Here is an 18,886-nt window from a genome sequence, read left to right as displayed (position 1 = left end):
TCCTTAGGCTTCCGAGACGGAAACGAGATAATCCACCTTACGGATCATCCCACGCACCTCGGGCGTATCGACCAGCACGCGGCTGCTGTTGATGCGGCCCAAGCCCAAACCGCGAACCGTATCACGGTGCGATTGCTTGGTACCGATCACCGAGCGCACGAGGGTCACTTTGATCTGCTTCTGAGCCATGATTTACCCCAGGATTTCTTCGACCGACTTGCCGCGCTTGGCAGCAACATCAGCCGGGGTCATGGAGGCGCGCAGGCCGTTCAACGTGGCGCGAACCATGTTGTAGGGGTTGCTCGAGCCCAGGCTCTTGGCAACCACGTTACGCACACCCATCACATCAAAAATAGCGCGCATCGGGCCGCCGGCGATAACGCCGGTACCTTCAGCCGCCGGCGAGATCAGCACGGTAGCGGCGCCATGCTTGCCGACCACGGTGTGGTGCAGCGTGCCGTTCTTCAGCGCGACCTTGAACATGCCGCGGCGGGCTTGTTCCATAGCCTTCTGAACGGACACCGGCACTTCACGCGCCTTGCCCTTACCCATACCGATGCGGCCATCGCCATCGCCAACCACGGTCAGCGCGGCAAAGCTCATGGTGCGACCACCCTTGACCACTTTGCTCACGCGGTTGACCGCGATCATCTTTTCGCGGAGGCCGTCATCGTTCTCTTTTTCCGCGGCGTTCTTGCCTTGTACTTTAGCCATTTGACAGATCCTCGCTTAGAACTTCAGGCCGGCTTCACGCGCGGCATCGGCCAGCGCTTTCACGCGGCCATGGTAACGAAAGCCCGAGCGATCGAAAGCGACCAGTTCAATACCGGCAGCCTTGGCCTTTTCGGCCACGCGCTTGCCGACCAGCGTAGCAGCGGCCTTGTTGCCGCCCTGTCCGGTTTGGCCGGCCAGTTGCGCACGCACTTCGGCTTCCACCGTCGAGGCGCTGACCAGAACGCGATCGCCTTCCGGCGAAATGATGTTGGCGTAGATGTGCTGGTTCGAGCGGAAAATCGAGAGGCGGTGAACGCGCAGCTCGTTGATCTTCCGGCGGGTCGGAACCGCACGACGCAAACGGGAAACTTTTTTGTCCATGATTCGTCCTTGCGTGCGCCGTTATTTCTTCTTGGTTTCTTTGATGACGACGCGTTCGTCCGAGTAACGCACGCCCTTGCCCTTGTAGGGTTCGGGTTCGCGGTACGCGCGGATTTCAGCGGCCACCTGGCCGACGACTTGCTTGTTGGACCCCTTGATGACGATTTCCGTCTGGGTGGGGCATTCGGCCTTGATGCCGGCCGGCAACTGATGCAAAACGTCGTGCGAGAAACCGAGCTGCAGCTTAACGGCGTCGCCTTGAACCGAGGCGCGGTAACCCACGCCGACCAGGTTCAGCTTGCGCTCGAATCCCTTGCTCACGCCGTTGACCATGTTGGCCACCAGCGCGCGCACGGTACCCGACATGGCGTTGGCGTGGCGGGTTTCGTTGGCGGCGACAAACGTGAGTTTGCCGTCGTCCAGCGCAACCGTGACGTCGCCAGTCAGGGCTTGGGTCAAGGAACCCAGCGGGCCCTTGACGATGATCTGATCCTGCTTGATGTCAGCTTCGACACCCTTGGGCAGTTCGACCGGATACTTAGCGATACGTGACATTCGAATTTCTCCTTAGGCCACGTAGCACAGCACTTCGCCGCCGACGCCGTTGGCGCGAGCCTTACGGTCGGTCATGACGCCGCGCGAGGTCGAAACGATAGCCACGCCCAGGCCGTTCATGACCTGAGGAATGCTGGTACGGCCCTTGTAGATACGCAGACCGGGGCGCGAGACGCGTTCGATGCGCTCGATGACCGGACGGCCAGCGTAGTACTTCAGGGTGATCTCGAGCTCAGGCTTGGCCTGGGTGCCCTTGATTTCAAAGCTGTCGATGTAGCCTTCGTCCTTCAGCACGGCGGCAATGGCCGCCTTCAGCTTCGAGGAGGGCATGTTCACCGTAACTTTGTCCACTTGCTGCGCATTGCGAATGCGGGTCAGCATATCGGCGATGGGATCGCTCATGCTCATATTGTTTCTCCTACCAGCTAGCCTTGGTGATGCCGGGGATTTCACCCTTCATCGCCATTTCACGCAGTTTGTGGCGCGTCAGGCCGAACTTGCGGAACACACCGCGCGGACGACCGGTGACCACGCAACGGTTACGTTGACGCGTCGGGTTGGCATTGCGCGGCAGCTGTTGCAGCTTGAGCCGAGCTTGGTAACGTTCTTCGTCGGTCTTCGACTGGTCGTCGATGATCGCCTTCAACTCAGCGCGCTTGGCAGCGAACTTGTCAGCCAGCTTGGCGCGCTTGATGTCGCGATTGATGAGGGAAAGTTTAGCCACGTCATCAGCCCCTTAGTTACGGAACGGGAAGCTGAAGGCCGTCAACAGCGCCTTGGCTTCTTCGTCGGTCTTGGCGGAGGTGGTGATGCTGATGTTCAGCCCACGCAGCGCGTCGATCTTGTCGTACTCGATTTCGGGGAAAATGATCTGCTCTTTCACCCCGATGTTGTAGTTGCCACGGCCGTCGAAAGCACGACCCGAGATGCCGCGGAAGTCGCGCACGCGAGGCAGCGCAACCGCCACCAGGCGATCCAGGAATTCGTACATGCGCTGGCCGCGCAGCGTGACCATGCAACCAATCGGGTAGTTTTCGCGGATCTTGAACCCGGCGATAGCCTTCTTGGTCTTCGTCACGACGGGCTTCTGGCCGGCGATCTTGGTCAGGTCCGAGACGGCGTGCTCGATGACCTTCTTGTCAGCGACGGCTTCCGAGACACCCATGTTCAGGGTGATCTTGGTGATGCGCGGCACTTCCATCGTGCTCTTGTAGCCAAACTTGGCCTGCAGGTCGGCAGCGACCTTGCTCTTGTAGAGATCTTGCAAACGAGACATGTCTATCGCCCCTTACGCCTTGGCGCCGACGACGGCACCATTGGAACGGAACACGCGGACCTTGCGACCTTCGACTTCCTGCACGCCCACGCGGTCGCCACGACCGGTAGCGGGGTTGAAGAGCGCCACATTCGAGATGTGGATCGGCATGGTCTTTTCGACGATTCCGCCCGGGTTGTTGGCCATCGGGTTGGCTTTCACGTGTTTCTTGACGACGTTGACGCCTTCGACCAGGACGTGGTCGGCATCGACGCGGGCCAGCACGGTACCGCGACGCTTCTTGTCGCGGCCGGTCAGGACGATGACTTCGTCGCCTTTACGAATGTTGTTCATCGTAGGGCTCCTTACAGCACTTCCGGGGCCAGCGACACGATCTTCATGAACTTCTCGGTACGCAGTTCACGCGTCACGGGTCCGAAGATGCGGGTGCCGATGGGCTCCAGCTTGGCGTTGAGCAACACGGCGGCATTGCCACCGAAACGAATCAGCGAACCGTCTTTACGGCGCACGCCCTTGGCGGTACGAACCACCACGGCATTGTAAATTTCGCCTTTCTTGACGCGTCCGCGCGGAGCCGCATCTTTGACGCTCACCTTGATGATGTCGCCGATACCGGCATAACGGCGCTTGGAGCCACCGAGCACCTTAATGCACATGACATGACGCGCACCAGTGTTATCGGCCACGTCCAGCGTGGTCTGCATTTGGATCATGATTTTTCCTGTTCCAACTTAACTGGAAATACGGTTTTCCCGGGGTTTCCCCTTGGGAACTCTGCAATTCCTGCCAGTTTTGGTCCCGTCAGGTCAGCCGCCCTGCTTTTTGTGGCTGGCGCCTCGAGCTTTCGCTCCAAAGACCAGCAACTGGTGGCAACGCAACGACCCTGGGTTGAAATCCTGCGGGTATTCCCCCAACACGTTGGCCTGGGCTTATCCCTGGCCAATCGACAATCTGGGAAAGCTGACAATTCTAGCGTGGTTATATTTTGAGCGCAAGCCCTTTGTTGAGATAGTGAGCAAATACGCGACAGCGCCTGTGGAAAACTCCCCGCGAGGGCCGTTTCCCGGCGTTTTAATCCGCCCCCGTTTTGTCGCGGTAGTAGTTGCGCTCCCAGGCGTCATGGTTGGCCTTGCCGCGCCGGATCTCGTCCGTGAACGGCGCCGCCATCAGCACCAGGCGGTTCAGCCAGCGCACCGGCGCCCGGCAGGGACGCTCGAAATCCACGAACAGCACGGCGCGCGCGCCCGCGGTGTCATTGTGCACCTGGTGGGGGTAGAGGTCGTCGAACACCACGGCCTGCCCTTCCCGCCAGTTGTAGCGTTCCCCTCCGACCTCGATCCAGCAGCGTTCGGCCGGCTCGGGCACGACCAGGCCCAGATGCAGGCGCAGGACGCCATTGTAGGGGCCGGTGTGCAGCGGGATCCGCTTGCCCGCTTCCAGGATGGAAAAGAACGCCGTGCGGATGCCCGGGATCCCCGCCAGCGCCCGGGCGGTGGCGGGACAGCGCGCCAGATTGCGGTCGGAACGCAGGCCGTAGCCCATGAACACGAAGGTCTTCCATTGGTCGTCCGACGTGATCTGGCCCACGTCGGGGGAAATCTCGTGGAAGGCGGGCAGGTGCTGCCGCTCGGACAGCAGCTCCACCAGTTCGGCGCGGATGGCGGGCGCCTGCGCCTCGAGTCCGGCCACCCAGGGGAACTGGCTGTTCCGGAAAATGGGTCTGTCCCCCACCAGCGAGGCCCGCGCGATGCGATGGCGCAGCCAGTCTATGAAGCGGAAAAAGGCTCGCGAATAGAAGCTGGGCTTGCCGGACGGACGCGCATCGACTGGTTGCACAATGGGGAATCGGGTGGGCGGCCAAAGATGCACCATTTTGTCCATGCCGGGGCGCGCGTGCAAGATTTGGCGCCGATTGGCTCCAAGGATCCGCCCGCTATTGGACCTCCCCGCGTCCCGCAAGCTGGTTTAGACTGGCATGGGCGATGCGATCGCTATCCACTCCTACTTCGCAAGGAAAGACAGGCATGTATGAACAGTTGGCGCTGTATATCGACGGCGAATTCGTCGCCGGAGAGGGTAGGCGCACCCAGGACGTCATCAACCCGGCCACGCTGGAAGTGCTCGGCCAGTTGCCCCACGCCACCGAAGCCGACCTGGACCGCGCGCTGGCCGCCGCCCAGCGCGCCTTCGAATCCTGGAAGAAATCCTCTCCCATGGAGCGCTCCACCATCCTGCGCAAGGTCGCGACGCTGTCGCGCGAGCGCGCCAAGGAGATCGGACGCAACATGACCCTGGACCAGGGCAAGCCGCTGGCCGAAGCCGTTGGCGAAGTCACCTCCTGCGCCGAGCATGCCGACTGGCACGCCGAGGAATGCCGCCGCATCTACGGCCGCGTGGTCCCGCCGCGCAACCCCGACGTGCGCCAGATCGTCGTGCGCGAACCCATCGGCGTCTGCGCCGCGTTCACGCCCTGGAACTTCCCGTACAACCAGGCCATCCGCAAGATCGCCGCCGCCATCGGCGCCGGCTGCACGGTGGTGCTGAAGGGCCCCGAGGATTCGCCCAGCGCCGTCATGGCGATCGCCCGCATGTTCCACGATGCCGGCCTGCCCAAGGGCTGCCTGAACATCGTCTGGGGCGAACCCGCCAAGATCTCCGACTACCTGATCCGTTCACCGATCGTGCGCAAGGTGTCCTTCACGGGATCCGTGCCGGTGGGCAAGCAACTGGCCGCCCTGGCCGGCGCCCACATGAAGCGCGTCACCATGGAACTGGGCGGCCATTCGCCCGTGCTGGTGTTCGACGACGCCGACATCGACCGCGCCGCCACCATGCTGGCCAAGTTCAAGATCCGCAACGCCGGCCAGGTGTGCGTGTCGCCCACCCGCTTCTACGTGCAGAACGGCGCCTACGAGCAGTTCCTCGCGCGCTTCTCCGAAGTGCTGAAGAGCATCAAGGTCGGCGACGGCCTGGAAGACGGCACCGACATGGGCCCGCTGGCGCATGAACGCCGCGTTCCCGCCATGAGCGCCTTCATCGACGACGCCAAGAAGCACGGCGGCAAGGTGGTGGTCGGCGGCGGCCCGCTGGACCGCAAGGGCTTCTTCTTCGCCCCCACGGTCGTGACCGACCTGCCCGACAACTCCATGCTGATGACCGAAGAGCCCTTCGGTCCGGTCGCGCCCGTGGTCCGCTTCACCGATACCGATGAAGTGCTGCGCCGCGCCAACAGCCTGCCCTTCGGCCTGTCGTCGTACGTGTTCACGAACTCGCTGCAGACCGCCACCAAGGTCTCCAACGGCCTGGAAGCCGGCATGGTCAACATCAACCACTTCGGCAGCGCCCTGGCCGAGACGCCCTTCGGCGGCATCAAGGATAGCGGCATCGGCAGCGAAGGCGGCCTGGAAACGTTCGACGGCTACCTGGTCACGAAGTTCATCACGCACGTCTGATCCCGCCGCGCATCGGATAGGAGCCCCGGGCGCCCCGATCAACCGCGCCGACCAGCGATGGTGGCGCGGTTGATCTGCAACGCACTGACGATTGCTGCCGGGGTTCCAGCGCAACATCTCAACTCGTCATCGGAATTGGAAAGCTGCGCGAATTGGCGCGGCGCGCCGCAGCCTGGACGCTACTCCAGGCGCTCAAAGTAGCGCGAATCAAGCATGACGCGCCTCGCAATGCTGACCAGCACCTCGAGTCCTTCGGACGTGTGTGCATTGCGGTACGCCGCGCAAATCTGCAGCGATCTGAATGGAGTCTCTTGCCGGTAACTTACGACGGAGCCTCGCTGGATTTCATTGCGCAGAATGCACGTGGGCAGCACGCCGACCCCCACGCCCGACGCCACCAGCCGCGCCAGCATCGCAAGGCTGTTGCAGGTGCTGACCCGCAATGCGGGACCGCCTTCCCTTTCCCACCAGTTGGCCATCATCTCGTATAGCGGCGACGGCTCGGGCATGCAAAGAATGGTGGATTGGGACAAGGACGTCGGATCGGCAAACTGGTCCGGCAGCGCCACGGACCGGCAGCCCATCCAGGCCAGCGGCGCCAGCGCCAGCGGCTCTACGTGTATGTTGGCCAAGTGGCCTGGATCAGCCAGGATGGCCAGGTCCAGCCGGTTGTGCGCCAGCCCGTCCAACAGCACGAAGCTATTGCTGACCGTCAGTTCGACTTTCAAGCGCGGGTAGCGCTCGCCCAGCAGCGTGATGATCTTGGGCAGCACGGCGATCGCGATGGTTTCCGAAGAACCCACCCGCAGGGTGCCCTGTAGCGGGTCGCCTGTGCGCAGCCGGGTTTCCAGTTCGTCCAGCAGCTTCAGCACTTCGTCGGTGTAGTGCAGGGCGACGGTCCCTTCGGCATTCAGCTTGGCCGCGCGTCCGTCTCGCTCGAACAGCTTGGTGCCCAGCGCTTCCTCCAGTTCGCGCACCCGTAATGACACCGTGGGCTGCGTGACGTTCATGTGCCGCGCGGCGGCCTGGAACGAGCCCAGTTTGGCAATAGCCGCCAACGCTTCGATCTGGGCCAGCGAATATCGACGCATCAGATTTTCCTATGCAATAGGACGTAAAAGTTTAATTAGTTTAATAGGAAGCGCATTGCTAGGATAGCCACATTAAGCCGGAAACACGGATTCGCGAACCGCAATGTGCTTGCGATCCAGCCCCCAAGGAGACAGCGCAGTGACCAAGACCAGACAACTTCGGGATGCGATCTACGCCCCGGAAATACTCGTGCAACCCGGTGTCTTCGACGGCTTCAGTACGCGCCTGGTGGAGCACATGGGCTACCCCACCGCGTTTATTACCGGCAGCGGCGTCAGTGAAACGCGCCTGGGCCAGGTCGATGTAGGCATCATGGGGATGGAAGAGAATGTGGCCGCGGTGCGCAGTATTGCCGCCTGCTCGAATCTTGCGCTGCTGGCCGATGGCGACACTGGCTATGGCAATGCCATCAACGCGTATCACACGGTGCGCGCCTTCGAACGCGCCGGCGCCGCGGGCATCATGCTGGAAGACCAAGTGTGGCCCAAGCGCTGCGGGCATATGCGCGGCAAAGAAGTCATTCCCCAGGACGAGATGGCACAGAAGCTGCGCGCCGCGTGTGAAGCGCGCACCGACCCGGACTTTGTGATCAAGTCGCGCACGGATACCTTGGCGACGCATGGCCTGGACGAAGTCATCCGGCGGCTGAACGCCTACGCGGAAGCCGGGGCCGATTTGCTATTCGCCGATGCGCTGCTCGATGCCGAGCAGATCCGCACGGTGGCGGCCAATGTGCCGAAGCCGTTGTGCGTGAATATGGGGTTCGGTATTCGCCAGCGCTCGACCACTCCGCTGTTGTCGGCCGCGCAACTGCAGGACTTGGGCGTGGCGGTAGTGATTTATCCGCGCCTGCTGACGGCATGCGCCTTGGCGGGCATGAAGCGGGGCCTGGAAATATTGGGCCTGTCGCTGACCAGCGGCAAACCCGAAGATCGCCCCGATGCCGCGCTGAGTTTCGAGGAACTTAATGACATTATGGGCATGGCGGAAGTCAAAAGCCTGGAAGAAAAATTCCTGACGCAGGCACAAAAGACCGCCAAGTACGGCCACGAACCAGTCGGGGCGGTCCGCGTCGCTGCCAAGGGAGCCGTCCATGCGTAATACGGGCATCGCGCCTGGCGACCTACCGCAGGGTTCGGTCGACTGCCATGCGCATGTGATCAAGAAGAATCTGCCGCTGGCAACCGAGCGACATTCTCAGCCGGCTCGCGATGCCAGCGTGCGGGACTATCTGGATACGCTGACGGCGCATGGGGTGGCTTATGGGCTGCTGACGGCGCCCAGTTTCTACGGCGCCAATAACCAGGTGCTGCTGGAAGCATTGCGGGCGTCGGAGGGACGCTTGCGCGGGACGGCGATCGTGGAACCCGATATCGGTGAAGATGCGCTGGCGGCCATGCAGCGGGACGGCGTGTGCGGCATCCGGCTGAACTGGGTGAAGCGGCAAGCGATTCCGGATATCCGATCGCGGGAATACCAAGGCCTGCTGGCCAAGGCCAGGAACCTGGGCCTGCATATCGAGGTGTACCTGGAAGGCGAGCACCTGCCGCCCGTGCTGGCGGCAATTCGCGCCAGCGGTGCGCGGGCGGTGATCGATCATTTTGGGCATCCGCCCGGCAGCGACGGCGAACGCAGCGAGGGCTTTACGGCCTTGCTGGACGCACTGGCAGCGGGTAATACCTGGGTCAAGCTGTCGGCGCCGTTTCGCCTGCGCGGCAGTGATCCGCGTGCTCTGGCCGCCAGGATCATCCAGCAATCGAATGGCGAGCGGGCGGTATGGGCCACGGATTGGCCCTGGGTGGGCCATGAAGACACGATGACTTACCGGCAATGCATCGAATCGCTTTTTGAATGCGTGCCAGACGAGACGATACGAAACCGGATCCTGACAGAGAACGCCTACGAAGCATTTGGAATCCGGGCGTAGCAAGGCGCGCCCTGTCCGGGCTTCGCCGATTCTTCACTGCAGGCCCCTTGAAGGAGACAACACAATGAGAAAGCATAAGCTTCTAGCCGCAGCACTGTTTACGGCGGCCATGGGCGTGGGCAATGCTGCGCTGGCCAGCGATGTTGTAAAGATGATTATTCCGACGGCTCCCGGCGGCGGGACGGATTCTCTTTTTCGGGCCGCGGCGCGCTACGCAGAACCGTATCTGGATGCCACGGTCGTCGTGCAAAACGCAGGTGGCGCGGGCGGCGCCATAGGTGTCGGCCAATTGGCACGCGCGAAGCCGGATGGATTGACGATGGCAGGTGTCTGGATGGGCCCGATCACCGTCGCGCCGCACTCCATACCGACTACCTACGGGTTGAACGACTACATTCCAGTGATCCAACTGGATGCTGCCCCCTACGTGCTTTGCGTACGCAAGGATTTTCCGGCGAACAATGGCAAAGAGCTCCTCGAGCAGCTCAAATCCAAGCCAGGCCACTACACCTTCGGCACCGATGGCGTGGCGGGCCCCGGCCAGTTGGCGGCGGAGCGCGTCTTCCAGGCCTTCGGAGCGAAGGCGCGCGACATTCCCTATCGCGGGGCAGGCGAAAGCATGACCGCCCTAATGGGCAAGGTAGTCGACATCTATGTAGGTTCGGTGCCGCCCGCGGTCGCCATGGTGAAGGCGGGCGACGTCAAATGCCTGCTTGCCACGAGCGCCGGCCCAGTGGCGGCGCTGCCGCAGGCCACAACATTGACGACCCTGGGCATTCCCGAAAAGGAAACGCTTCTGTGGCACGGCATCGTCGTACCCGCCGGCACTCCCGATGCGACAGTCGAGCACATCGCCGACGCCTTTGAAAAAGCCGCCAACTCGCCGGAAATGGCCAAGTTTTTCGAGACGGCCGGTGTGGAGAAGAAGATCTTGCGCCGCAAGGCTTTTTCCGATCACATCAGCAAGGAATACGCGGAGCTGGGAGATCTGGTTAAGGAATTAGGTTTGCAGAAGCAATGATGAATGCCACATCCACTCCAGCGCCAAACATTGCCCGGCGGCGGGACGCAATACGGCGCCCGCCGCCCGGAAATCAATCCAGTGATTCCGCGCCCGATGCCGCGGCTCGGGAACCGGCCCGCAGGTCGCGCGGCGTCATGCCGAAGCGGCGCTTGAACAGGCGGCTGAAATGCGAAGGGTGCGAAAAACCCACCTGGTAGGCCAGTTCCGCGATGCTGCGATGGCGATGCCGCGGACTGAGCAGCAGTTCGCGGCATTTATCGAGCCGCTGCTCGAAAATGAAGGATTCCGCCGACAGCCCGCCCGCGCGCAGGATGCGGTGCAGATAGGCCACGGACACGCCGCAGCCCTGCGCCACGTGCTGGGGCGAGAGCGCCGGATCCGCCAGGTGCTGGCGGATGTAGGCCAGCACCCGCTGCCGGTGCGCCACCGTCACGCTGCTGTCGGATTCCGAGGCGTGCCCCTGCCCGGGCTGCACGAGGAACAGCACGATCAGGTCGATCAGCCGTTCGCCCAGTTCCGCCACCTCGCCGTCCGACCAGGCGTTCATGCCCTTGAACAGGTGGTCCATGTAGCCGGCCAGGAGCGCCCCCCGCGGCGAACCGTCGTCCACGCGCAGCTTATAGAACGCGCCGATGCGGGAGTCCCGCTGGGACAGCGCGCTGCGCGGGAACGAGACGCTCAGGCTGCGGTAGCCCGAAGCGCCCTGCGCCGTCGCCTGGTAGGGAAGGCTCTGGTTCATCAGGTACACACAGCCCGGTTCGACCTGGAACTCCCGTCCCTGCTGCTGCACCGCCAAAGGCCCCGCCAGCGGCAAGCCGAAGGTATAGAACTCCTGGTCCAGCCGCGACACGTTGCCGGCGGTGCGCTCCAGCTTCTGTCCCTGATAGTGCAGGTCGTTGAACTGCAGGCTGGCGCGGCGCGCATAGCGCACGTGCCCCGAGAAATTGCCGGGCCTGCCATGATGCACCTCGAACGGACCGAACGCGTCCGACAGGGCCGCGCGCCACGCATCGCGCCGGTCAGCGCCGGCGCCGGCCGAAATGGCGAATTCCGTATCGGGCATGGCGCGGTCTCCTTGTACGCGGGCATCGGCGCCGGGCGCTCGTGATCCTGCGTCTACATATTCTTGACTCACCCTGATCCGGGGCGTCCGGCGCCTTGTTGGCGCGCTTGGCGCAAGTCTATAGTCAGCCCGATAAGCACACAACCTGGACAACCCGGGAGGAGACCCATGGCGAACGCGTCCGCGCCGGCTTCGCGCTATCTGCGCTGCGAGGGCCGCGAACTGCACTACACGGAATGGGGCGCCGGCGATGCGCCCGCCGTCATCATGTGGCACGGCCTGGCCCGCACCGGACGCGATTTCGACGAACTGGCGCAGGCGCTCGCGGGCGATTACCGCATCATCTGCCCGGACACCATCGGCCGCGGCCTGTCGCAATGGAGCCCGGACCCGGTCGCCGAGTACCGGCTGGACTTCTATGCGGCGCTGGCCCGCGCCCTGGTCGACGGCCTGTCCCTGGCGCGCGTGCGCTGGGTCGGCACGTCCATGGGCGGCGCGACCGGCATGCATGCCGCCGCGACCACCTTGCGCGACCGGATCTCGCATCTGGTGGTCAACGACATCGGGCCCGAACTGCCCCAACCCGCCATCCAGCGCATCCTGGACTACGTCGGCGCCCCGCCCGCCTTCGACACGGTCACGGAACTGGAGGCCTGGCTGCGCGCCGCCTACAAGCCCTATGGCTGGCAGAGCGACGAGCAATGGCGCCGGATGGCCGAGACCTCCATGCGCCGCCTGCCGGACGGGCGCGTCACCGCCCACTACGATCCGGCCATCGTCGGCCAGTTCAGCCATCACCCCGGCGACTACGACCGCTGGAGCGGGTACGACTCGCTGCGCATGCCGGTCCTGCTGCTGCGCGGCGCCGATTCGGACCTGCTGCTTCCCGACGTCGCGGAGGCCATGACCCGGCGCGGCCCGCGCGCGCAGCGCATCGATTTCCCCGATTGCGGCCACGCCCCCGCCCTGAACGTCGCCCCCCAGATCGACGCCATCCGCCAATTCCTGGCCACGCCGGACCACACGGCGGCCGTCCGCCACTGACAACAGGAGACTCCCAATGAAACGCATTCTGCTTGCCGCGCTGGCCGGCCTGTGCATGAGTTCCGCCGCGACGGCCAAGGATTTCGTCGTCGCCCACGTCTATGACAAGACGGGCCCCCTGGAAGCCTATGCCAAGCAAACCCAGAACGGCCTGATGCTGGGCCTGGAATACGCGACGCAGGGCACCATGACGGTTGCCGGCCGCAAGATCCGCGTCATCGAGAAGGACAACCAGGGCAAGCCCGACGTGGCCCGCGCGCAACTGGCTTCGGCCTATGCCGACGACAACGCCGACATCGCCGTGGGCCCGACCTCCTCCGGCGTCGCGCTGGCCATGCTGCCGATAGCCGAGGAATACGAAAAGATCCTGCTGGTCGAGCCGGCGGTGGCCGATTCGATCACCGGCGACAAATGGAACCGCTACATCTTCCGAACCGGCCGCAACTCCTCTCAGGACGCCATCGCCAACGCGGTCGCGTTCGACCAGGCCGGCACCTCGATCGCCATGCTGGCGCAGGACTACGCGTTCGGCCGCGACGGCGTCAAGGCGTTCAAGGGCGCGCTGAAGAACGCCAGGATCGTGCACGAGGAATACCTGCCCGCCAATGCCACCGACTTCACCGCCGGCGCGCAGCGCTTGTTCGACGCGCTGAAGGACAAGCCCGGCCGCAAGATCATCTTCATCCTCTGGGCCGGAGCCGGCAATCCCTTCAAGATCGCCGATCTGGACCCGAAGCGTTTCGGCATCGAGATCGCCACGGGTGGCAACACGCTGGCGGCCATGACGCCGCTGAAATCGCTGGCCGGCATGGAAGGCGCCACCTATTACTACTACGGCATCCCGAAGAACCCGGTCAACAACTGGCTGGTGGCGGAACATCAGAAGCGCTACGGACAGCCGCCCGACTTCTTCACCGCGGGCGGCATGTCCGCCGGCATCGCGATCGCGGCTGCGCTGGCCAAGACCGCGGGCAATTCCGACACCGACACGCTGATCAAGGCCATGGAAGGGATGAGCTTCGATACGCCCAAGGGCAAGATGACCTTCCGGCCCGAAGACCACCAGGCCATGCAGTCCATGTACCACTTCCGCATCAAGAACGATCCGTCGGTGCCGTGGGCCGTGCAGGACCTGGTCAAGGAAATCGCGCCGGACCAGATGTCGGTGCCTATCCAGAACAAACGCTGAGCCCGCGCCTCGTCCATGCTGGAAACCCAATCGCTCACCATCCGTTTCGGCGGACACGTGGCCGTCAACGACGTTAGCTGCAGCTATGCGCCTGGCTCCCTGACCGCCATCGTCGGCCCCAACGGCGCGGGCAAGACCACGTACTTCAATCTCATTTCCGGCCAGTTGCGCGCCAGCTCGGGAACGGTGCGCCTGAACGGGCGCGATCTCACCGCGCTTGGCGCCTCGGCGCGCATGCACGCGGGCCTGGGGCGCGCATTCCAGCTCACGCAACTGTTCCCGCGCCTGAGCGTGCACGAGAACGTGCGGCTGGCGCTGCAATCCCGCCAACAGGGCGCCGGCTGGCGGCAGATCCGGTTCTGGCGCACGTGGAACGATGACCGCGCCCTGATCGAGCGCGCCGACATGCTGCTCGAGCGCACCCGCCTGTCCGCGCGCCGCGACCAGTCCGCCGCCGACCTGCCCCATGGCGACCAGCGCAAGCTGGAGATCGCGATGCTGGTCGCGCTGGAACCCCGGGTGTTCATGTTCGACGAGCCGACGGCCGGCATGAGCGTGGACGACGTGCCCGTCGTGCTGGAGCTGATCCGCGAAATAAAGGCGGACCCGTCGAAGACGATCCTGCTCGTGGAGCACAAGATGGACGTGGTGCGCGAGCTGGCCGACCGCATCGTGGTGCTGCACAACGGCCAGCTCATGGCCGATGGCGATCCCGCGTCGGTCATCGCCTCGCCCATCGTGCAACAGGCCTACCTGGGCGTCAGCCCGGCGGAGAAAGCGGCATGACGCGCCCCTTGCTGGAACTGAAGGACGTGCACACGCACATCGGCGCGTACCACATCCTGCATGGCGTGGACCTCGCCGTGCCGCCTGCGGCCGTGACCATGCTGCTCGGACGCAACGGCGCGGGCAAGACCACCACGCTGCGCACGATCATGGGATTGTGGCGCGCGTCGCATGGCCAGGTGAGCTTCGACGGCGCGCCGGTGGGCGGCCCGGGCACGCGCACGTCGCCGCCCGACATGGCGCGCATGGGCATGGCCTACGTGCCGGAGAACATGGGCATCTTCGCCGACCTCTCGGTCAAGGAGAACATCCTGCTTGCGGCGCGCCAGGCCAGGAACGCCGATCAACTGGACACGGCCCGGCTGGAATGGATCTTCGGCTTCTTCCCCGCGCTGAAGAAGTTCTGGCTGCATCCCGCCGGCAAACTGTCGGGCGGGCAGAAGCAGATGCTGGCGGTGGCGCGCGCCATCATCGAGCCGCGCCGGCTGCTGCTGGTGGACGAGCCCAGCAAGGGCCTCGCCCCCGCCATCGTGCAGAACATGATCGACGCCTTCATCGAACTGAAACAGGCCTCCACCACCATTTTGCTGGTCGAGCAGAATTTCAACTTCGCCCGCCTCGTGGGCGATCGCGTCGCCGTGATGGACAACGGCCGCGTCGTCCATGCCGGCAGCATGGCGCAGCTCGCGGCGGACGATGAACTACAGACGCGCCTGCTGGGCCTGTCGCTGGGAAGCCACCAATGAGCACCCTGGAACTCGATACCCCGCTGCCGCGCGTGCGCGCGGACCTGCGCCCCGCCCTGCTGGTGCTGGCCCTGGCGGCCATCGCGCTGCCGCTGGTGGGGTCCTTCTCCACCTGGGTGACCCTGACCCTGGCCGGCCTGGCCATGGGCATGATCATTTTCATCGTGGCCTCCGGCATGACGCTCGTCTTCGGCCTGATGGACGTGCTGAACTTCGGGCATGGCCTGTTCATCGCGATCGGCGCGTACATGGCGGCCACCGTGCTGGGCTCCATGGCCGACTGGACGCAATCCGGCAGCCTGTGGGTGAACCTGGGCGCCGTGCTGCCGGCCATGATCGTCGGCATGCTGGTGGCGGGAGCCGTCGGCCTGGCGTTCGAGCGCGTCATCGTCCGGCCGGTCTACGGGCAGCACCTCAAGCAGATCCTCATCACCATGGGCGGCATGATCATCGGCGAGGAAATCATCAAGATGCTGTGGGGGCCGCAGACGATCGCGCTGCCGCTGCCCGAGGCGATGCGCGGCGCGTTCGTGCTTGGCGACGCCGCGATCGAGAAATTCCGGATCGTCGCGCTGGCGGCGGGCCTGCTCGTGCTGGGCGCCATGCTGTGGCTGCTCAACCGCACCAAGCTGGGCCTCCTGATCCGGGCGGGCGTGGAAGACCGCGAGATGGTGGAAAGCCTGGGCTACCGGATCCGGCATCTCTTCGTGGGGGTCTTCGTCGCGGGCTCGATGCTGGCGGGGCTGGGCGGCGTGCTCTGGGGCATGTACCAGCAATCGGTCGTCCCGCAGTTGGGCGCGCAGGTGAACGTGCTGATCTTCATCGTCATCATGATCGGCGGCCTGGGCTCGACCGTGGGATGCCTGATCGGCGCGCTGCTCGTGGGCCTGATGGCCAATTACACCGGCTTCCTGCTGCCCAAGGCCGCCCTGTTCTCGAACATCGCGCTGATGGTCGCCATCCTGTTGTGGCGTCCGCAGGGCGTTTATCCGGTCACGAACCGCTAGGGCCCGCCGACATGTCCGTACGCTTGCTCTCCGGCGATCCCCCGCGCAGCGCGGTGCTGGCGCTGTTGCTCATCGCGGTCGTGGCCGCCCTGGCCGCCGCGCCCTTCCTCTTTCCCGGTCCGAAGTCGCTGGCCGTCGCGGCGAAGATCCTGGTCTTCGTGGTCCTCGTGGCCAGCTACGACCTGCTGCTCGGCTACACCGGCATCGTCAGTTTCGCGCATACGATGTTCTTCGGCATCGGCGCCTACGGCGTGGCGATCGCCAGCGTGCGCCTGGAGCCGGGCTGGACGGCCATTCTCGCGGGAACGTCCGCCGGCCTGGCGGTGTCGCTGGCCTTCGCGCTGCTGATCGGCCTGGCCAGCCTGCGCGTGCGCGCCATTTTCTACGCCATGATCACGCTCGCCGTCGCGGCCGCGTTCCAGACGCTGGTATCCCAGCTATCCGACCTGACGGGCGGCGAAGACGGCCTGAACTTCAAGGTGCCGCAGATACTGCGGCCGGCCTTCCGGCCTTTCTCCGAGCCCGTCTTCGGGGTCACGGTCGACGGCCGCATCATTACGTACTATCTGATCGCCGCGGTCTGCCTGGTGCTGTTCCTGCTGTTGCTGCGCATCGTGAATTCGCCGTTCGGCCGCGTGCTGCAGGCCATCCGCGAGAACCCCTTCCGCGCCGAAGCCATCGGCTACCGCACGGTGCTGTACCGCAGCCTGTCCAACCTCCTGGCCGCCGCCTTCGCCACGCTGGCCGGCGCGATGTACGCGCTCTGGCTGCGCTACAACGGGCCGGACACCTCGCTGTCGTTCGAGATCATGCTCAACATCCTGCTGATGCTCGTGATCGGCGGCATGGGCACCATGTACGGCGCGGTGGTGGGCGCCAGCCTGTTCGTGTTCGCCCAGAGCTATCTGCAGGACGGCCTGCACCACGTCCATGAACTGGTTTCGGGCGTCGCGCCCCTGGCCCTGCTGTTCGAGCCGGACCGCTGGCTGCTGTGGCTGGGCATCCTGTTCGTCGTGTCCGTGTACTACTTCCCCACCGGCATCGCCGGTCGGCTGCGCGAACTGGCGCAAAAGCGCTAGCCTCCCTGCGCCCCGTTCAGCGGACGCGCTGGCGCAGGTCGTCGGCTTCGCGCCGCAGGCCGTCCACCCGGCGCTGCATCTCGTCCAGGCTGCGCCGCGTTCCGGTTCCGCCGCCGTCCAGCCGCGAACCGGCCGGCGCCGGCGCCAGCCGCGGCATGCTGGGCGATCCTGCATTCAGAGGAATCATGGCCGGCGGATTCGGATCGGCATAGGCCGGCTTGCTGTCCAGGAAGCGCTCCAGCAGCTTGAGTTGCTCGCGCTGCGCCTCGAGCGCGCGCTCCTGTTCGGCCAGGGCGAGTTCGTCCTCGTCGCCGGTGCCGAAGATCGCGGCATGATCGCGCGACCCATTGGCCGGAAGCACCCTGGGTTCCGGCCCTGCCGTCAGGGCGTTCCTGCCTGTTGGCGCTTCCAGCGCGCCAGGCGCCCCGTCTCCCCGTTCGGACTGCGCCCAGATCGGAGCCGCGGCCATGGCCAGCAGGCAGAGCGCGAACGAGCGCGCCCATGCCTTTCTTGAATCCCGCATCCGACCTCCAAGTCCGCTGTGTGGGTAAAGCGCGCGAATGCCATGCACAAAAAAAACGGCAAGGGTATGAGCCCTTGCCGTTTTATATCAGAACGGCGAACCGTTCCGATGACCTGCTTTTACTTAGATGATACGTGCGGCTTCAACCAGACGCACCACGCGCCACGACTTCGAGCGCGAGATGGGACGGCCTTCAGCGATTTCAACCGTATCGCCTTCGTTGTACTGGTTCGATTCGTCGTGCGCCTTGTACTTCGCGGAACGCATGATGATCTTGCCGAAGATGGGGTGCTTGACGCGGCGTTCAACCAGAACCACGACAGTCTTGTCCATCTTGTTGCTGACGACCTTGCCGACCAGCGTACGCTGGCGCTTGGCCACTTGAGTGTTTTGAGTTTCGCTCATCTTTATTTCCCTGCCTTCTCGGTCAGCAAGGTACGCACGCGCGCGATGTCGCGACGCACGTTGCGCAGCTGGCTGGTATTGGCAAGCTGCTGCGTGGCCTTCTGCATACGCAGACCGAATTGTGCCTTCAGCAGGCTCTCGAGCTCTTTGCCGAGCTCGGCGGCGTCTTTCGAACGGAGTTCGCTGGCTTTCATCTTAGTACTCCTTAAGCACCGATATGACGCGCGACGAACGTGGTCGAAATCGGCAGCTTGGCAGCGGCCAGGCGGAAAGCTTCACGCGCGAGCTCTTCGCTAACCCCTTCCATTTCGTAGAGCACCTTGCCGGGCTGAATTTCGGCGACCCAGTACTCCGGGTTGCCCTTACCGTTACCCATACGGACTTCGGCAGGCTTCTGCGAGATGGGCTTATCCGGGAAAATGCGAATCCAGATACGGCCGCCACGCTTGATGTGACGATTGATGGCACGACGAGCGGCTTCGATCTGACGGGCGGTCAGACGGCCACGGCCGGTGGCCTTCAGACCGAATTCGCCGAACGACACGTGGGTGCCGCGAGTCGCCAGACCGGTGTTGCGGCCCTTCTGCTCTTTGCGATACTTTCTGCGAGAGGGTTGCAGCATG

General features: G+C 64.2%; 26 protein-coding genes. 10 read left to right on the top strand and 16 right to left on the bottom strand.

Translation table 11 applies throughout. The annotated features are described in order from the left end of the window. Window positions 1-3: 3 nt before the first annotated feature. From rpmD to AVE30378_RS18165, 10 genes are all read right to left on the bottom strand, one after another. A complete protein-coding gene (rpmD, locus tag AVE30378_RS18210) occupies window positions 4-189 on the bottom strand; it encodes a 50S ribosomal protein L30 (RefSeq protein WP_006216520.1) in 186 nt (61 codons plus the stop codon). Window positions 190-192: 3 nt separating this feature from the next. Continuing rightward, window positions 193-714 carry a 30S ribosomal protein S5 gene (gene rpsE / locus AVE30378_RS18205; protein ID WP_013397003.1) on the bottom strand — a complete coding sequence of 174 codons (522 nt, stop codon included), beginning with the start codon at window positions 712-714 and terminating at the stop codon, window positions 193-195. Window positions 715-729: 15 nt separating this feature from the next. Next, window positions 730-1,095, bottom strand: coding sequence for a 50S ribosomal protein L18 (gene rplR, locus AVE30378_RS18200; protein ID WP_008168985.1), 366 nt, complete (start codon window positions 1,093-1,095; stop codon window positions 730-732). Window positions 1,096-1,116: 21 nt separating this feature from the next. After that, window positions 1,117-1,650: a 50S ribosomal protein L6 gene (rplF, locus tag AVE30378_RS18195; protein WP_129242266.1), complete on the bottom strand. Its 534-nt coding sequence runs from the start codon at window positions 1,648-1,650 to the stop codon at window positions 1,117-1,119. Window positions 1,651-1,662: 12 nt separating this feature from the next. Next, complete coding sequence (gene rpsH / locus AVE30378_RS18190; RefSeq protein WP_006392029.1) at window positions 1,663-2,058, bottom strand: 30S ribosomal protein S8; 396 nt, start codon at window positions 2,056-2,058, stop codon at window positions 1,663-1,665. 10 nt (window positions 2,059-2,068) lie between these two features. Then, the gene (gene rpsN / locus AVE30378_RS18185; protein ID WP_006216527.1) at window positions 2,069-2,374 is read right to left on the bottom strand and encodes a 30S ribosomal protein S14; all 306 of its coding nucleotides are present in this window, start codon (window positions 2,372-2,374) and stop codon (window positions 2,069-2,071) included. A gap of 12 nt (window positions 2,375-2,386) precedes the next feature. Then, on the bottom strand, window positions 2,387-2,926 hold the full coding sequence (gene rplE / locus AVE30378_RS18180; RefSeq protein ID WP_043541565.1) for a 50S ribosomal protein L5: 540 nt from the start codon (window positions 2,924-2,926) through the stop codon (window positions 2,387-2,389). Window positions 2,927-2,938: 12 nt separating this feature from the next. Further along, window positions 2,939-3,259 (bottom strand): 50S ribosomal protein L24, encoded by a 321-nt coding sequence (rplX, locus tag AVE30378_RS18175; RefSeq protein WP_006389623.1) that lies wholly within the window; start codon window positions 3,257-3,259, stop codon window positions 2,939-2,941. An 11-nt stretch (window positions 3,260-3,270) separates the two neighbouring features. Further along, the gene (gene rplN / locus AVE30378_RS18170; RefSeq protein ID WP_006216531.1) at window positions 3,271-3,639 is read right to left on the bottom strand and encodes a 50S ribosomal protein L14; all 369 of its coding nucleotides are present in this window, start codon (window positions 3,637-3,639) and stop codon (window positions 3,271-3,273) included. A gap of 358 nt (window positions 3,640-3,997) precedes the next feature. Further along, a complete protein-coding gene (locus AVE30378_RS18165; RefSeq protein ID WP_129242265.1) occupies window positions 3,998-4,762 on the bottom strand; it encodes an aspartyl/asparaginyl beta-hydroxylase domain-containing protein in 765 nt (254 codons plus the stop codon). A 188-nt stretch (window positions 4,763-4,950) separates the two neighbouring features. Between AVE30378_RS18165 and AVE30378_RS18160 the strand changes: the two genes are divergently transcribed. Further along, window positions 4,951-6,378, top strand: a complete 1,428-nt coding sequence (locus tag AVE30378_RS18160) for an NAD-dependent succinate-semialdehyde dehydrogenase (RefSeq protein WP_129242264.1) — start codon at window positions 4,951-4,953, stop codon at window positions 6,376-6,378. A 179-nt stretch (window positions 6,379-6,557) separates the two neighbouring features. Here the strand turns inward: AVE30378_RS18160 and AVE30378_RS18155 are convergent, their stop codons facing one another. Further along, window positions 6,558-7,469: a LysR family transcriptional regulator gene (locus AVE30378_RS18155; protein WP_129242263.1), complete on the bottom strand. Its 912-nt coding sequence runs from the start codon at window positions 7,467-7,469 to the stop codon at window positions 6,558-6,560. A gap of 139 nt (window positions 7,470-7,608) precedes the next feature. On the opposite strand from AVE30378_RS18155, the gene AVE30378_RS18150 reads away from it, so the two are divergent. The 3 genes from AVE30378_RS18150 (at window position 7,609) to AVE30378_RS18140 (ending at window position 10,418) form a co-directional block, all read left to right on the top strand. Beyond that, the gene (locus tag AVE30378_RS18150) at window positions 7,609-8,571 is read left to right on the top strand and encodes an isocitrate lyase/PEP mutase family protein (RefSeq protein ID WP_165360227.1); all 963 of its coding nucleotides are present in this window, start codon (window positions 7,609-7,611) and stop codon (window positions 8,569-8,571) included. After that, entirely contained in the window at window positions 8,564-9,397 is an 834-nt protein-coding gene (locus AVE30378_RS18145; RefSeq protein ID WP_129242261.1) for an amidohydrolase family protein, read from the top strand. The genes AVE30378_RS18150 and AVE30378_RS18145 overlap by 8 nt, the downstream gene beginning before the upstream one ends. Before the next feature lie 64 nt (window positions 9,398-9,461). Further along, window positions 9,462-10,418: a tripartite tricarboxylate transporter substrate binding protein gene (locus AVE30378_RS18140; protein WP_129242260.1), complete on the top strand. Its 957-nt coding sequence runs from the start codon at window positions 9,462-9,464 to the stop codon at window positions 10,416-10,418. Between the two features lie 73 nt (window positions 10,419-10,491). On the opposite strand, the gene AVE30378_RS18135 is transcribed toward AVE30378_RS18140, so the two are convergent. Beyond that, a complete protein-coding gene (locus AVE30378_RS18135) occupies window positions 10,492-11,484 on the bottom strand; it encodes an AraC-like ligand-binding domain-containing protein (RefSeq protein WP_129242259.1) in 993 nt (330 codons plus the stop codon). A gap of 168 nt (window positions 11,485-11,652) precedes the next feature. Here AVE30378_RS18135 and AVE30378_RS18130 point away from each other — a divergent pair, with 168 nt between their 5' ends. The 6 genes from AVE30378_RS18130 to AVE30378_RS18105 are packed head-to-tail and all read left to right on the top strand — an operon-like array spanning window position 11,653 to window position 17,335. Then, the gene (locus AVE30378_RS18130) at window positions 11,653-12,528 is read left to right on the top strand and encodes an alpha/beta fold hydrolase (RefSeq protein ID WP_129242258.1); all 876 of its coding nucleotides are present in this window, start codon (window positions 11,653-11,655) and stop codon (window positions 12,526-12,528) included. A 16-nt stretch (window positions 12,529-12,544) separates the two neighbouring features. Next, a complete protein-coding gene (locus AVE30378_RS18125) occupies window positions 12,545-13,717 on the top strand; it encodes a substrate-binding domain-containing protein (RefSeq protein ID WP_129242257.1) in 1,173 nt (390 codons plus the stop codon). Window positions 13,718-13,732: 15 nt separating this feature from the next. After that, window positions 13,733-14,503, top strand: a complete 771-nt coding sequence (locus AVE30378_RS18120) for an ABC transporter ATP-binding protein (protein WP_129242256.1) — start codon at window positions 13,733-13,735, stop codon at window positions 14,501-14,503. Beyond that, window positions 14,500-15,249 (top strand): ABC transporter ATP-binding protein, encoded by a 750-nt coding sequence (locus AVE30378_RS18115; RefSeq protein WP_129242255.1) that lies wholly within the window; start codon window positions 14,500-14,502, stop codon window positions 15,247-15,249. The genes AVE30378_RS18120 and AVE30378_RS18115 overlap by 4 nt, the downstream gene beginning before the upstream one ends. Beyond that, window positions 15,246-16,256 (top strand): branched-chain amino acid ABC transporter permease, encoded by a 1,011-nt coding sequence (locus AVE30378_RS18110; protein WP_129242254.1) that lies wholly within the window; start codon window positions 15,246-15,248, stop codon window positions 16,254-16,256. Before AVE30378_RS18115 ends, AVE30378_RS18110 begins: the two co-directional genes overlap by 4 nt. 11 nt (window positions 16,257-16,267) lie before the next feature. Then, window positions 16,268-17,335, top strand: a complete 1,068-nt coding sequence (locus AVE30378_RS18105) for a branched-chain amino acid ABC transporter permease (RefSeq protein WP_129242253.1) — start codon at window positions 16,268-16,270, stop codon at window positions 17,333-17,335. 16 nt (window positions 17,336-17,351) lie between these two features. On the opposite strand, the gene AVE30378_RS18100 is transcribed toward AVE30378_RS18105, so the two are convergent. The 4 genes from AVE30378_RS18100 to rplP form a co-directional block, all read right to left on the bottom strand. After that, window positions 17,352-17,858 carry a hypothetical protein gene (locus AVE30378_RS18100; protein ID WP_244235091.1) on the bottom strand — a complete coding sequence of 169 codons (507 nt, stop codon included), beginning with the start codon at window positions 17,856-17,858 and terminating at the stop codon, window positions 17,352-17,354. Between the two features lie 123 nt (window positions 17,859-17,981). Beyond that, on the bottom strand, window positions 17,982-18,263 hold the full coding sequence (gene rpsQ / locus AVE30378_RS18095) for a 30S ribosomal protein S17 (protein ID WP_006216549.1): 282 nt from the start codon (window positions 18,261-18,263) through the stop codon (window positions 17,982-17,984). Window positions 18,264-18,265: 2 nt separating this feature from the next. Continuing rightward, on the bottom strand, window positions 18,266-18,457 hold the full coding sequence (gene rpmC, locus AVE30378_RS18090) for a 50S ribosomal protein L29 (RefSeq protein WP_003806912.1): 192 nt from the start codon (window positions 18,455-18,457) through the stop codon (window positions 18,266-18,268). Between the two features lie 11 nt (window positions 18,458-18,468). Continuing rightward, complete coding sequence (gene rplP, locus AVE30378_RS18085; RefSeq protein ID WP_006389610.1) at window positions 18,469-18,885, bottom strand: 50S ribosomal protein L16; 417 nt, start codon at window positions 18,883-18,885, stop codon at window positions 18,469-18,471. Between the last annotated feature and the right edge of the window lies 1 nt (window position 18,886).

It is taken from the genome of Achromobacter veterisilvae, from assembly GCF_900496975.1.
Classification (GTDB): domain Bacteria; phylum Pseudomonadota; class Gammaproteobacteria; order Burkholderiales; family Burkholderiaceae_B; genus Achromobacter; species Achromobacter veterisilvae.
Note: the sequence above shows the minus strand (reverse complement) of the source record. Positions and strands in the feature narration are given on the sequence as shown.